Below are 13,332 nucleotides of genomic sequence, written 5' to 3' on the forward strand. Positions count from 1 at the left end.
AGTTTTTTTAAGCTTTGCGATTTTTTTTTTATTTAATCACAAAGAACAGATTTACGCAAGATCTCAAAGCTTAATCACGCAATCTTGTCATTTCGATCCCGAGGCTTCGGGATCGAAATGACAAAAATGAGGTTACTTCACAAAAAAATCCCTTTAAGATCTTATTTTCAAAGGGATTATTGTAATTGTTTTTATGCCTAAACCTTAACTGTCTCTATAATTTTATCCAACGTAATAGGTAAATCCCGTACACGTTTTCCGGTTGCGTTAAAAACGGCATTTGCGATTGCAGGCGCCATTCCAACCAAAGCAGTTTCACCGAGACCTTTCGTTCCCATTGGATTGCTTATCGGGTCTTTCTTATTCACAAAAAACACCTCTTGTTTTTCAATATCTGCATTTACCGGAACATGATAATCGGCAAAATTATTATTGATAGGACGTCCGAAACGATGATCGATTTCGAGCGTTTCCATCAGCCCCATTCCTATTCCTCCTACTGCGCCTCCGTACATTTGTCCGGCAGATGTTTTCTGGTTGATAACCGTTCCAATATCGGCACAGGAAACCACATGCGCCAATCGTATTTTACCCAGATTCGGATTCACTAATACTTTTACAAAGTGAACTGAAAACGAATAAATCGAATATTTCTTAGCTTCTTCAGCTCCTTTTGAGAGATTTTCAACTTCCAGTCCGTCTAATTTATTAGCGCTCAGTAAAGAAGTTAAAGTAACCGTTTTTGTTTTATCTTTTTTAGAAGAAATCAAACCATTTTCAAAAGTTAAATCTGTAATAGCAATTCCTTTAAATACAGAGTTTTGTGCTGCCAATTCCAATACTTTACTAACTAGCAAATTACAAGAATCATGAACTGCAGAACCAACGGACGAAGTCGTTGCCGATCCTCCCTGCGTTGGGCCTTTTGGCAATCCGCTTTTTCCCATTTCTATGATCACATTCTCGGCAGGAAGTCCCGTAATTTCGGCACCAATTGCCGTCATCATAGTTGCTGTTCCGGGTCCCATATCATTTACGCTGCATTGCAGCACTAAATTCCCATCGGGTAAAAATTTTGCTTTTACAGAAGTCGGGCTTCTATAACAGCCAAAAGTCCCCGTTCCCATTCCGTAACCTACAAGCCAGTTTCCTTCCTTAACAGAACCTGGTTCGTTTTTACGATTTTTCCAGCCAATGCGTTCCATACCGCCTTCGTAGCATTCTAAAAGATATTTACTGCTCCAGGGTTTATTTTGTTCCAGATCTTTCTCGGCATAATTCAGTTTGCGAAATTCAATTGGATCCATCTTTAATTTATGCGCCAGTTCATCCATCGCTGATTCTAATGCAAAAGAACCCGTAGCTTCTCCCGGGCCACGCATCCAGATTGGCGTGCAGGTATCTAACGGTACGATTCTGTAACGTGTCGAAACATTGGCACAATCGTAAATAAATCGCGACATGTTTACCGTTCCTTCCATAAAATCCTCATAACTTGAAGTCATGGCGACCGCTTCATGCGTCAATCCAGTTAGTTTTCCTGCCTTCGTTGCGCCAAGACCCATTTTCTGAATCGTGTAAGGTCTGAAACCTACATTGGTAAACATCTGCTCGCGGTGCAAAACTAATTTTACCGGACGATTTAATTTTTTAGAACCAATTAATGCCGCAATTTCATACGGCCAGGTATGCAGCCCCATTCCGAAAGCACCTCCTAAATATTCTGAATGCACTTCAACATCTTCAACCGGAACACCAAAAACGCCTGCAACACTCTTTCGGGTTCCTTCAACACCTTGGCTTTTGGTATATAAAATCGGCTTATTTCCGTCCCATTTAGCAATGATATTCGCCAGTTCCATCGGATTATGAACTTCGGTTGGAATCGTATATTCGGCTTCTAAAACTACTTCTGCATTTTTATAACCGTCATGTTCACCGCGATGGTAATCATTACCTTTATCTGTTTCTACTTTTTTCTCTTTATCTGCCGCTTTTTTTAGTTCAGTCGAATGTTCTTCTTTAAAATAATCAGCCTTAATTAAACTCGCTGCATACTGCATACGTTCAAAAGTATCGGCAATAACCAAAGCAATCGGCTGATCGTAATACAAAACCGAATCGTCTTTGAAGATCTGCAGCGGCTGGCCAAAGTTATGTTTGTCTTTTGCTTTTTCATATCCAGCCGGTTTATCCACATTTAGGTGTGTAATGACCGCCAGCACTCCCGGCGCCCATTCGGCTTTTTTAGTATCAATGGTTTTGATTCTTCCTTTTGCAATGGTACTTCCAACCAAACAGGCATAAACAACACCAGGTGTTTTGTATTCGGCCGAATAAGTTGCTGAACCTGTTACTTTAGCAAATCCGTCAACTCTATTAATATTACTTGTTTTGCTCATAATTCTAATTATTTTGATGCTGCTATAGTAAGTGCTTCTGTTATGGCATTGGCTCCAAGTGTCAATTTAAAATCATTTTCACCGTATCCTCTTGCGTCTCTCATCGATAAACTTGCGGCCTGTCTGAATGTTTCTTCCGAAATTGTTTTTCCTTTCAAAAATTCCTCTGCCTCTTTTAATCTCCATGGTTTATGTGCCACACCACCCATTGCCAGCCTAACATCATTTATAACATTATTTTTTAAATCTAAGGCCACAGCAACTGAAACCAATGCAAAAGCATAACTCGTTCTGTCGCGAACTTTTAGATAATGTACGTTTTTAGTGAAATTATTATCCGGAATTTCAATTGAAGTAATTAGTTCCTTAGGCTCCAGGGTATTGTCTTTTTCTGGTGTATTTCCAGGAAGACGATGAAAATCGGTAAATTTTATTTGTCTTTTCCCTTTTGGGCCTTCTACTAAAACTTGTGCATCTAATGCAGCCAAAGCCACACACATATCACTTGGATGCACTGCAATACAGCTGTCTGAAGCACCAAAAATAGCCGACATTCTGTTTGAACCGCCAATAGCCCCGCAACCGCTTTTTGGAACTCGCTTGTTACATGGCATATCGGTATTGTAAAAATACGAACAGCGGGTTTTTTGAAGCATATTGCCTCCTACGGTCGCCATGTGTCGTATTTGCTGAGATGCTCCGGCCGCTAAAGCCAAAGCCAGCAGCGGGTGTTTTTCTTTAATGGATGCGTCTTCGGCTACCTGACTGTTTTTTGCCAAAGCGCCTATCGAAACTTTTCCTTTTAAGAATTCTATTTTTTTGAAATCTAATGCGTTGATGTCAATCAATTTGTCCGGTGCAACCACATTCTTTTTCATTAAATCAACCAGATTAGTTCCTCCGGCAATAAATACCGCTTCTTTTTCTTTGCTGATATTGGTAACGGCAGATCTTGATGACAATGCCTTAATTATCTGAAAATTTTTCATAGTTCTTTCCCTCCTTCCTTCACTTCAGTTATAGCATCAACAATATTGTGATAAGCGCCGCATCTGCAGATGTTACCACTCATATATTCACTGATTTCTTCTCTGCTGTTGGCGTGGCCTTCTTTGATACAGGCTATACCAGACATGATTTGCCCTGGTGTGCAGTAACCGCACTGAAAGCCGTCATGCTTAATAAAGGCTTCCTGCATTGGATGAAGTTTTTTTCCTTTTGAAAGTCCCTCGATTGTAGTTACCTGTGCATTTTGCTGCATGGATGCCAACGATAAACAGGATAGTATACGGGTTCCGTTTACATGAACCGTACACGCCCCGCATTGACCATGGTCGCAGCCTTTTTTAGTTCCGGTAAGCAATAATTGTTCTCTTAACAGATCCAGTAAAGTAGTTCGCGGCTCAATGTTTAGATTGTGTTTTTTGCCATTTACTTCAATAGAAAGCGGCACTGTCTCTAAATATTCAGCAATTTTTTCATCCCATTTATTCTCGGAAGCCATTACCAATGAAGGCGGTGTCAAGGCGAGAGCGGTAAAAAGTCCTGATTTTTTTATAAAGTCACGTCGGGAATTCGAATCGTTCTCCGTCACTTTATTTAAATTTGTTTTCTTAGAAGCCATTCCATCTATCTTTTAAATTAGCAAAATCACTTTGGTATTCTAACAAATTTAACAATCTTAAGTCGTAAATAATTATAAAATTCAAACATTACTCTTATTTAGAATAATTACAATTTCGTACTGTTTTTTTAACCGCAAAAAGCACAAAGAATTTTATTTATAGAGAGATGTTAAAAACGTTTCGCAAAGTTTTGTGAATAGCTAGTTTCACGTAGAACTTGCAGATTTTTTCTCATCATTATATTTATCTGCTTAATCTGTAAAATCTGCGTGAGACAAAATACTTTGCGGTTAAACACACATCCATATACACATTTGTTTTTACATTGAAAATTGTACTTTTACAAAACTAAGTTTTGATTTATGCTGCATCAACAAAATATTTATCTGGATAACAATGCCACAACCCGTGTTGATGAACGCGTTCTGGAGGCTATGCTTCCTTATTTTACCCAATTATATGCCAATTCTACAAGTCAGCATATTGCAGGACTAACGGTAAATGAGGCTGTTGAAAATGCCGCCTGGCAGACCGCAGATTTAATTAATGCCGATGCTGAAGAAATCATTTTTACTTCGGGCGCGACGGAAGCAATTAATCTGGCTATTAAAGGTTTGGCAGATCAGGATCGCAAACATATCATAACGATTACTACTGAACACAAAGCAGTACTCGAAACTTGTGCATTCATGGAAAGTATTGGTTTCAAAATCAGCTATCTGCCTGTTGGTCAGGACGGACTTTTAGATCTTAATCTTTTAGATCAATCGATTACAGATAACACACTGGTTTTCACAGGAATGCTTTCTAATAATGAAACAGGTGTCATTCAAAATGTCAGTAAAATTGCGGCACTCCTTAAGAGTAAAAATGTACTTTTTATCTGCGATGCAACGCAGGCCGTCGGAAAAATTCCTGTTGATGTTAAAACGCTGGGAATTGATCTTTTGGCATTATCTGCTCATAAATTTTACGGTCCTAAGGGAATTGGTGCCTTGTACATTTCGGCGAAAGCCAAAATTAAACTCACAACTCAGATTTTGGGCGGCGGACAACAGCGGAAATTACGCAGCGGTACATTAAACGTCCCTGGAATAATTGGTTTAGGTAAAGCATCTGAAATTGCTGTAAATGAATCAGAAGGAGACAAAAAAAGAATAGAAATATTAAGAGATAAGTTAGAAAATGATTTACTCAAGTTTGAAGGTTCTTTTGTAAATGGAAACACAAAAAACCGAATTTACAATACGACTAATATCTGCTTCCCCGGGGTTAATTCAGAGCAGTTAATTATGGCTTTGGGAAATATCTCGGTTTCGAACGGGGCTTCCTGTTCGGCGGTAACTTCTGAGCCTTCTCATGTTTTAAAAGCTATGGGACTGTCTGATGAAGAAGCTTTGAGTTCGATTCGGTTTAGTCTGGGACGGTTTACTACTTCGCGGGAAATTGATATTGCTGTTGAAAGAGTTTTGGCTCTGGCTGGAGAATTGGTTTTGCAGGTAAGACGCTGATTCTTTTGTTTTACGCAGATTTGGCAGATTTCTTTCTGTTTAATATCTACTAAAAGGAGACTCGATCGATAGCAAACAGACAAATCCCTCCGAACTTTTGTCCCTCTGAACCTTTGCAACTTTATATCTCTGCCCCTCAATTAAGAAATCAATTTATCATAATCTTCTTCTGTATCAATATCAATGCTGCCTTTTTCGAAAGGAACTGACGCAGTATCCTCTGCATACTTTTTAATGAGTTTTTTGGCTCCTTCCTGCCCTTTTAAGTCCAATAATTCATTGAAATATTTTTTGTGGAATAAAACGGGCGTTCCTAAGGTTTCAGAATAGGCAGAAGCTGTAATTCCTTTTCCAGTTTTATGGTATTTGTTAATCAGGTTTTCGAAAATTAAACTTGTCACATAAGGCTGGTCGCAGACGGTGAAAATGCACTGATCACAATCGGGGTTTAAGAATAACAGTTCCTCAAGTCCTTTTACTATTGAAGATGCTATTCCGGTTTCCCAATGGGGGTTGAAACAGCGGTTTATTTCTTTGCTGTTAAGATCTTTTTCTATTAAGTCATTATTGGCACCTGTAACTACAATTGTAAAGGAATTTGGCACCTTAAAAACTTCACAGATGGTGTTTTTTAAAAGAGTGGTTTCTTTATATTCCAGCAATTGTTTTGGACGCCCTAATCTTGAAGAACTTCCGGCTGCTAAAATGATAATTCCGGTTTTATTTTGAAATTTATGTTCCATAATGAATTTCATCGTGTATTTTTCCCGGCTTGTATTTTAAGGAAGTTCCTGATTTTCCTGTTGAAAAAGCTTTAATTTCTGATACTATTGACAAGGCTATTTCTTCTGATGTTTCGGCGCCAATATCCAAACCTACGGGACTGTAAATACGTTTTAACTGTTCCTGGCTTACTTGTATTCCTTCATTTTGAAGATCATCCAGCATTCGGTTCAATTTTGTTTTCGGGCCTAGGATTCCAATATAACGGCAATTGGTTTCAAGCAATGCTTTTAAAACGGTCAGATCGTATTTGTAGTTGTGCGTCATTAAAAGTGCGCAGGTTTGCTCGTCAATTAGGATATTTTCTAAAAACTGCTCCGGTTTTACAGCTTTTATAGAATCTGCCTGCGGAAAACGTTTTTCTATGGCATGTGTTGCACGGCCATCGCCAATGGTAATTTTCCAGCCCAATATCGCGGCCATTTTTACTAAAGGCTGTATATCGTTTCCGGCTCCGGCAATAACAAGCGAAATAGGCGGTTTTATATATTCGATTAAAGCTTCGTTATCGTTTTCTGCCGGAAGTTTTTTTATGATAGAAGTTTTGGTTTCAAGTACTTCTTTTACATCTGGAATTAAATTTAAAACATCATTTTTATAGCTTAAAGCAGGGCTGTCTTTTCTAAAAAACAGTGCTGTCCCTATTTGCTGCGCATTTCTTTTTATAGAAAAAACAGTGACAATTACGGCTTCTTTTCTTTCTAATTCCAGCTGCTGTAAAATCTGAATGGGGTTATTTTCTGCCTCATCATCAATATATTCAAATAAAATATGAACAATTCCATTGCACCCAAGCTGTAAACCCAATTCGATATCATCTTCATTATTGGTGTTATAGGTGATCAGCTTATTCTGCTTTTGATTGATCGACAGTAGTGCTTTTCGAAGCGCGTCTCCTTCCAGACAGCCTCCGCTGATGGCACCTGTAAGCCGGCCTTCTTCTGTAACCAGCATACGCGCTCCGGGTTGTCTGTATGACGAGCCTTCCACTTTAACTACCGTGGCCAAAGCGGTTCTTTTTCCTTCCGTTTTTGCTTTTGAATATGCTTTAAGAATTTCGCTGATTTCCTTCATATAATAACTTACCATCAACAAAAATTAGCATCGATGATTCTTTTTAATACTCTAAAAATAAAAAATATTATAAACTTATGTGCAGTAAAGTGCAAGTTTATACTATTCTTATTAATTTGAACTTCCCCCTATTTCTCTAAGATGTAAAGAAATATTCACTTTTGATATTACATTTTCTGGCTGACTGAACTGTTTTATTTAAATTTTATAATGCAAAAACAGTATTTCCGAAATATCTGAAAATCATACTTAACAAATAATAAACGATTATTTTTTCTTACAATATCATTTATATGATGAAGTTTTGTATTTTTATCAATAGCAAAATATTATAGTTAACTTAAATAAAAAAACTACATGGGAAAATTTGTAATTACTAAAAGAACCAATGGTGAATTTCAATTTAATTTGAAAGCCGGAAACGGCCAGACAATTTTAGCAAGTGAAGGCTATACAACAAAAGCGGCCTGCACAAACGGAATTGAATCTGTAAAAACAAACTCGCAGGATGACAGCCGTTATGACAGAAAAGAGTCAAGCAACGGAAAACCGTATTTTAATTTAAAAGCCAGCAACGGGCAGATTATTGGCTCAAGCGAGATGTACGAAAGTGTATCGGCGAGAGAAAACGGAATTGAATCTGTTAAGAAAAATGCTCCTGATGCATCTGTTGACGATCAGACATCTTAAAACAAAGAAATATAAAATATTAAAAAACGAGGCCTTTTAGACCTCGTTTTTTTTATCTTTAAATCTGGCCAAACTTACGTTTATAGCGGTTTAGTTCTTCTTCTGTTTTATTTAAGAGCTTTTCTAAAAGCTTTATTTTATCTTCATAAAGTTCTTTGAGAGCTTCGTCGTTGCTGGAATTAATTAAGATGCTTCCATTGTTATTATTTCCTTTAACTGTATTAAAGCTGTTAAAATACCTCTGACTGTCAAAACTAATAATATCTTCTACGCTTACTTCCAGTATTTTGGCAATTTCTACCAATTTTACGTAGGATAAAATAGTTTTTCCTTTTTCAATTTTACTATAACCTGCCTGAGTGACGCCGAGTTGATCTGCCATATATTCCTGAGTGTAATTTTTTAACTCTCTAATGCTTTTAATTTTGCTTTTGATTGAAGTAGCCATAAGTTTGTTTTGGGGGGACGGGCGTGTATAGCTGAAACAGCCGCTACTAAACTTAGGAGTATTGCAGCTATATCTTTTTTTGTTTTTGGAATCTAAAATACTGCTTCAATATGTAGGTAAAATGAAGCCGGATTTGTTTATTTTTTTCTAATGATTACGATAAAACCGTATACAAGAGCAACAATAATAAACATGAAATCGTAAATAGAAACTTCGTTCAATAATCGATTCATGGTGGTATTTAATTTTTTGCCTGCTGTAAAATTCGGTTAAATTGAAAGTTGAGATAGTTATCTATCTGCCGGCCGATCACAGGCCTGTCTGACGCGTTTATTTTTACCTTGATTTCTTTTTGGTAAATGTCTTTTACTATTACAAAGTAGTCAAATTCTGCGTTGTTGTTAAATCTTAGAATAATTAGAAAGGCATAGCAGAGTAAAGCCGGAATTATGTAATAAAGCTCCATTAAACTAGTAAAGATCATGCAGTAATAGGCCAAAGCCGTAACTGCGATAAAAGCTCCATTTTCAAAAAGATAGGTTCTCTTTTTTTTGAGCAGTCCAAGTTCTACAATTTCATTGAAACTGTACTGCCAATTTTGTGATCCGTAGCAAAACTGCACTTGATCATGAGTAAGGGAAATGAACATAATAATAAATAATTAAAAAATACAAGACTCTATTTAAAAAAAGCTTCGGGAAGCCTTCTAAAAATTTGTTTTCGGCTTAAAAAAAAATTAGTTTTGAATATGCTGAAAAGTTCAACAGCACATCATATCGCAATATTACGCATAATCACCTTTTTTTTCTTACAAGCCAGCTTATAGAATATAACCAGAGGTTGTAATTAATTCTATTTATCATTTTTTACTTATAATTCAGATAAATGGATTTGAGATTTTACCTATATATTGTATTCGAATATTTTGGCTTATAAAAATAAAAAAAGCCATTTCCTGCATTGAAAATGGCTTTTGATATAAGAGAAATAGTATTTTCTAAATCTGCTCAATTTTTAATAGGTATATTTTACTTCGGGAAATGTCATTCCGTTAATAACACCTGCATTTAGTTTAACAGGATAATCATCTGAATTGTATTCATATTGATATGTCACCGGGTCATTTACATAATTATTGTAAATAGAAATAGATTTAAGCAGGTTATTAGGTGAACTATCTGTATTTAATAATAAGTTAAAACCCAAAACATTTTTGTAGATGCTGTTTTTATTATCATATTCATATATATATGATCCATCAGACCAATCTTCTCTTACAATATTTCCGTTTTTAAAAGTTAATTTCCCTGAGATTTCCCCAAATCCTTCTTCTGCTCCCGTTACCATGTTAACTTTATAAAATTGATAAGAAACAGTTCCATCTTCGTTATGGGTGTATTTTTTTAAGTTTTCGTATTGTGGCTTTAAATAGTAATCATAAACCACACTTTTTAAAACAGAAAAAAGCTTACCATCCTTATATGTATATTCATAAACTGAAGTAACTCCTCTTTGAAAATCGATATCTTCTGTTTTTGTAATCACATCACCAGTGTAAGTATAATTCATTACATAACCACGTTGCGAAGTAATACTTTTAATTTTATTTCCATCGTAAGTGTTTGTATTTATATAAATTTTACCTTCATCGTTAACTGCAATTTCTTTTACTAAAATTGGATTCGGCAAATTTGATGATTCGTCATTATCACTCGAACAAGAAGAAAGAACTAAAAAAGCAAAACTTAAGAGACCTATTATTTTTTTCATATTTAATTTTTAACGCGGTCAAAAGTAACTAATATAAAAACAATAAAAAAGCCACTCCTTTGCAGGAATGGCTTACTATATTAACGAATTGGATTTTTTTACTCTAATAAAAAAACAATCAGTCCTCTTGCTCCGTGCGCGCCTAAAACTAGTGATTGTTCAATATCTGCAGTCTTTGATGGACCTGCAATAAAAGTTCCAAAACCATATTCCTCATTCCCTATTCTGTCATAAGCCTGCTGCATGGTGCGTACAATATCGTTTTTAGGAACGATTATGGCTAAATACTGCGCAATAAAAGGTGAAACTCTCTGGCCTAAAATAGCATCCGTTACCCAAAGCCCGCTGTTTTCGGCTACGCCAAAATGAGCTTTTATAACTGTTAATTCCACATCCTGAAGCGAATGCGGATCAACATTGTTCCAGTCTAACGAGGCAATTTCTGAAAGCTCAGGAAGCGTTGTAATGATTCTCTTCTCAAGATTATAATTGGCTTTTATATAATCGATTATTTCCTGATAATTTGATACTTCAACTGGATCTCCTCCAATGCCTTTTAAAACGGTTTTATAAGTTTCAAGCACGTCAAAATCTTCTGAACCTAATACGTTAAGATCCGGAAGCTCTGTAATCAGATCAGGCTGATTTTGTTTTATTCTGTTTAAAATTTCGCCTTTACTGCTCATTGTCTTTTGCTTTAGATTCTCTCGAATTTTTCTTGTACCATTCTCTAAAAGATTCCTCAGGAACGTCCGGCATTTCGCGCTGATCGTACCACTTATTCATTTTATTATTGACCATTGCCGGAATATTTTTCATTACAAATCTTCCTGATTTTCCTGCAATGTTAAAAATAGTTGGGCTGGCTAACACTGTTGCCATCGTTTTCATTGCGATTGTCTTTGCTTTTGGCGTATAACCGTCTTTTACCAAAACCTGACGCCATTTGTACAATTGATCGTGAATATCAATTTTAACCGGGCAGACATTAGTACAAGAGCCGCAAAGCGTACTTGCAAAAGGCAGATCGGCATTTTTGCTCATATCGAGATTTGGTGCCAAAATAGAGCCAATTGGCCCTGCAACTGCATTGTGATAACTATGTCCGCCGCTTCGTCTGTATACCGGGCAGGTATTCATGCAGGCGCCGCAACGAATGCATTTTAACGAATTTCTAAAATCTTCGCGTCCTAACTGTTTGCTTCTGCCGTTGTCGACAATTACAATATGAAGTTCTTTGCCGTCTCTTGGTTTCTTGAAATGGCTTGAAAAAGTGGTTATAGGCTGTCCTGTTGCACTTCGTGCCAATAATCTAAGGAAAACGCCTAAATGTTTTCGCTGCGGAATCAGTTTTTCAAATCCCATGCAGGCAATATGTACATCGGCTAAATGCGCGCCCATGTCGGCATTTCCTTCGTTGGTGCAAACTACAAATTCTCCGGTTTCGGCTACTGCAAAATTAACTCCGGTTAAAGCGACTTTTCTGGTAAGGAAAGTATTTCGTAAACTATGACGAGCTGATTCGGTTAAATACTGCGGATTAAAATTTCCTTTTTCAGTTCCCAGATGTTCGTGAAAAGTTTCGCTTACATCTTCTTTTTTAAGGTGAATGGCCGGCAGTACAATATGACTAGGCGGTTCTTTTCGAAGTTGTACGATATATTCTCCTAAGTCTGAATCGATTACTTCTATGCCTTTTTCGGCTAAATAATCATTTAAATGACATTCTTCTGTAAGCATTGATTTTGATTTTACCATTTGCTTTACATCATGTTTTGCCATGATCGAATGTACTATTTCGTTGTGCTCTTTTGCATCTGCTGCCCAATGTACAATGATTCCGTTTCTTTGCGCATTGGCTTCAAATTCTACTAAATAATCGTGAATATTAGAAAGAACATTTGCTTTGATTCTCGAAGCTGTTTCGCGCAATAATTCCCAATCATTAATCTGATGCGCAGATTTATCACGTTTCGCACGAACAAACCAAAGTGTTTCATCGTGCCAGTTGACACGCTCCACATCTTTGTTGAATTTTGTTGCGGCTTCGCTGTGCTGTATTATTTTTTCTGATGACATTTTTAATTATTTAAAAGTCAATTTTGAAATGTTTATCATTGGTATGCTTTATTTAACCGCAAAGTTCGCAAGTTTTTACGCAAGGTTCGCAAAGCTGATTTTTAATCTTAGCGTGCTTTGCGTATTTTTTCTTTGCGAACTTTGCGGTTAAAAGACACACTCAACATTTATTTTAGTTTTCGAGTGAATTTAATATTTCAGCAATATGAATCGTTTTAATTCTGCTCTTCTGTCTTTTTAAAATTCCTTCTAAATGCATTAAGCAGGACATATCACCGCCTGTAATATAATCGACATCATGACTTTCGTGATCTTTGATTCGGTCTTGCCCCATTTTTACCGAAACTGCTTCTTCGGTAACGCAGAATGTTCCTCCAAAACCACAGCATTCATCTTTTCTGGTTAAAGCAACTAAATCAAGCCCTTTAATACTGTGCAGCAATTGTTCTGGTTTTGAGAAAAAAGGTGCGTTTAGTTCTGACATCTGCGAAAGCTTAAGACCTCGTTGTCCGTGGCAGCTTACGTGCATTCCTACTTTAAAAGGGAAACTTCCGTCGATATGATCGATTTTTAAAATATCAGTAATAAATTCTGTTAATTCAAAAACGCGGCTTCTAATTTTTGCAGCTGCTTCTTCATTCTTTTCATCATGCAAATGATCTTTAACATGGAGCACACAGCTTCCTGACGGACATACAATATAATCGAATCCAGAAAAGTTTTCTATAAAATTGGCGTCGCAGCCTTTTGTTAAATGTGCATAACCGCTGTTTGCCATCGGCTGGCCGCAACAGGTTTGTCCCATCGGAAAATGAACTTCACAGCCTAATTTCTGTAAAAGTTCATATGTCGCGATACCCACTTTTGGGTAAAACTGATCGACATAACACGGTATAAATAGCCCGATTTTCATTTTTTATTATTTTATTTTTTGCCCGCAGATTTGGCAG

The 13,332-nt window shown here is 36.7% G+C and carries 13 protein-coding genes; 2 read left to right on the forward strand and 11 right to left on the reverse strand.

Annotated features, from left to right (window positions below; translation table 11 throughout):
* Positions 1 to 197: 197 nt before the first annotated feature.
* From BKM63_RS20355 to BKM63_RS20365, 3 genes are read right to left on the reverse strand one after another with little or no spacing between them, the layout of a single operon-like run.
* Complete coding sequence (locus BKM63_RS20355; RefSeq protein ID WP_071638409.1) at positions 198 to 2,402, reverse strand: xanthine dehydrogenase family protein molybdopterin-binding subunit; 2,205 nt, start codon at positions 2,400 to 2,402, stop codon at positions 198 to 200.
* 8 nt (positions 2,403 to 2,410) lie between these two features.
* Positions 2,411 to 3,391 carry an FAD binding domain-containing protein gene (locus BKM63_RS20360; protein ID WP_071638410.1) on the reverse strand — a complete coding sequence of 327 codons (981 nt, stop codon included), beginning with the start codon at positions 3,389 to 3,391 and terminating at the stop codon, positions 2,411 to 2,413.
* Positions 3,388 to 4,026 carry a 2Fe-2S iron-sulfur cluster-binding protein gene (locus BKM63_RS20365; protein WP_071638411.1) on the reverse strand — a complete coding sequence of 213 codons (639 nt, stop codon included), beginning with the start codon at positions 4,024 to 4,026 and terminating at the stop codon, positions 3,388 to 3,390. The genes BKM63_RS20360 and BKM63_RS20365 overlap by 4 nt, the downstream gene beginning before the upstream one ends.
* A gap of 363 nt (positions 4,027 to 4,389) precedes the next feature.
* On the opposite strand from BKM63_RS20365, the gene BKM63_RS20370 reads away from it, so the two are divergent.
* Positions 4,390 to 5,538 carry a cysteine desulfurase family protein gene (locus BKM63_RS20370; RefSeq protein ID WP_071638412.1) on the forward strand — a complete coding sequence of 383 codons (1,149 nt, stop codon included), beginning with the start codon at positions 4,390 to 4,392 and terminating at the stop codon, positions 5,536 to 5,538.
* A gap of 140 nt (positions 5,539 to 5,678) precedes the next feature.
* On the opposite strand, the gene BKM63_RS20375 is transcribed toward BKM63_RS20370, so the two are convergent.
* Positions 5,679 to 6,281, reverse strand: coding sequence for a nucleotidyltransferase family protein (locus BKM63_RS20375; RefSeq protein ID WP_071638499.1), 603 nt, complete (start codon positions 6,279 to 6,281; stop codon positions 5,679 to 5,681).
* Positions 6,271 to 7,395, reverse strand: a complete 1,125-nt coding sequence (locus tag BKM63_RS20380) for an XdhC family protein (RefSeq protein ID WP_071638413.1) — start codon at positions 7,393 to 7,395, stop codon at positions 6,271 to 6,273. The genes BKM63_RS20375 and BKM63_RS20380 overlap by 11 nt, the downstream gene beginning before the upstream one ends.
* A 357-nt stretch (positions 7,396 to 7,752) precedes the next feature.
* Between BKM63_RS20380 and BKM63_RS20385 the strand changes: the two genes are divergently transcribed.
* Positions 7,753 to 8,085: a YegP family protein gene (locus BKM63_RS20385; RefSeq protein ID WP_071638414.1), complete on the forward strand. Its 333-nt coding sequence runs from the start codon at positions 7,753 to 7,755 to the stop codon at positions 8,083 to 8,085.
* A gap of 58 nt (positions 8,086 to 8,143) precedes the next feature.
* Here BKM63_RS20385 and BKM63_RS20390 read toward each other — a convergent pair whose 3' ends face one another.
* The 6 genes from BKM63_RS20390 to BKM63_RS20415 form a co-directional block, all read right to left on the reverse strand.
* The gene (locus BKM63_RS20390; RefSeq protein WP_071638415.1) at positions 8,144 to 8,533 is read right to left on the reverse strand and encodes a helix-turn-helix transcriptional regulator; all 390 of its coding nucleotides are present in this window, start codon (positions 8,531 to 8,533) and stop codon (positions 8,144 to 8,146) included.
* 241 nt (positions 8,534 to 8,774) lie between these two features.
* Positions 8,775 to 9,182: a hypothetical protein gene (locus BKM63_RS20395; RefSeq protein ID WP_071638416.1), complete on the reverse strand. Its 408-nt coding sequence runs from the start codon at positions 9,180 to 9,182 to the stop codon at positions 8,775 to 8,777.
* Positions 9,183 to 9,547: 365 nt separating this feature from the next.
* Positions 9,548 to 10,303 carry a hypothetical protein gene (locus BKM63_RS20400; RefSeq protein WP_071638417.1) on the reverse strand — a complete coding sequence of 252 codons (756 nt, stop codon included), beginning with the start codon at positions 10,301 to 10,303 and terminating at the stop codon, positions 9,548 to 9,550.
* A 98-nt stretch (positions 10,304 to 10,401) separates the two neighbouring features.
* A complete protein-coding gene (locus tag BKM63_RS20405; protein WP_071638418.1) occupies positions 10,402 to 10,989 on the reverse strand; it encodes a LutC/YkgG family protein in 588 nt (195 codons plus the stop codon).
* Positions 10,979 to 12,382 (reverse strand): lactate utilization protein B, encoded by a 1,404-nt coding sequence (locus tag BKM63_RS20410; RefSeq protein ID WP_071638419.1) that lies wholly within the window; start codon positions 12,380 to 12,382, stop codon positions 10,979 to 10,981. The genes BKM63_RS20405 and BKM63_RS20410 overlap by 11 nt, the downstream gene beginning before the upstream one ends.
* Before the next feature lie 172 nt (positions 12,383 to 12,554).
* Positions 12,555 to 13,295 (reverse strand): (Fe-S)-binding protein, encoded by a 741-nt coding sequence (locus BKM63_RS20415; protein ID WP_071638420.1) that lies wholly within the window; start codon positions 13,293 to 13,295, stop codon positions 12,555 to 12,557.
* Positions 13,296 to 13,332 lie beyond the last annotated feature (37 nt).

The sequence above is a fragment of the Flavobacterium johnsoniae genome, from assembly GCF_001879205.1.
GTDB lineage: Bacteria > Bacteroidota > Bacteroidia > Flavobacteriales > Flavobacteriaceae > Flavobacterium > Flavobacterium johnsoniae_A.

Excerpts from the sequence above, each read along its gene's own strand:
- BKM63_RS20390 (WP_071638415.1), bottom strand. The coding sequence starts at position 8,533 with ATGGCTACTTCAATCAAAAGCAAAATTAAAAGCATTAGAGAGTTAAAA.
- BKM63_RS20385 (WP_071638414.1), top strand. The coding sequence starts at position 7,753 with ATGGGAAAATTTGTAATTACTAAAAGAACCAATGGTGAATTTCAATTT.
- BKM63_RS20395 (WP_071638416.1), bottom strand. The coding sequence starts at position 9,182 with ATGTTCATTTCCCTTACTCATGATCAAGTGCAGTTTTGCTACGGATCA.
- BKM63_RS20415 (WP_071638420.1), bottom strand. The coding sequence starts at position 13,295 with ATGAAAATCGGGCTATTTATACCGTGTTATGTCGATCAGTTTTACCCA.
- BKM63_RS20410 (WP_071638419.1), bottom strand. The coding sequence starts at position 12,382 with ATGTCATCAGAAAAAATAATACAGCACAGCGAAGCCGCAACAAAATTC.
- BKM63_RS20375 (WP_071638499.1), bottom strand. The coding sequence starts at position 6,281 with ATGGAACATAAATTTCAAAATAAAACCGGAATTATCATTTTAGCAGCC.
- BKM63_RS20365 (WP_071638411.1), bottom strand. The coding sequence starts at position 4,026 with ATGGCTTCTAAGAAAACAAATTTAAATAAAGTGACGGAGAACGATTCG.
- BKM63_RS20405 (WP_071638418.1), bottom strand. The coding sequence starts at position 10,989 with ATGAGCAGTAAAGGCGAAATTTTAAACAGAATAAAACAAAATCAGCCT.
- BKM63_RS20380 (WP_071638413.1), bottom strand. The coding sequence starts at position 7,395 with ATGAAGGAAATCAGCGAAATTCTTAAAGCATATTCAAAAGCAAAAACG.
- BKM63_RS20370 (WP_071638412.1), top strand. The coding sequence starts at position 4,390 with ATGCTGCATCAACAAAATATTTATCTGGATAACAATGCCACAACCCGT.
- BKM63_RS20400 (WP_071638417.1), bottom strand. The coding sequence starts at position 10,303 with ATGAAAAAAATAATAGGTCTCTTAAGTTTTGCTTTTTTAGTTCTTTCT.
- BKM63_RS20360 (WP_071638410.1), bottom strand. The coding sequence starts at position 3,391 with ATGAAAAATTTTCAGATAATTAAGGCATTGTCATCAAGATCTGCCGTT.
- BKM63_RS20355 (WP_071638409.1), bottom strand. The coding sequence starts at position 2,402 with ATGAGCAAAACAAGTAATATTAATAGAGTTGACGGATTTGCTAAAGTA.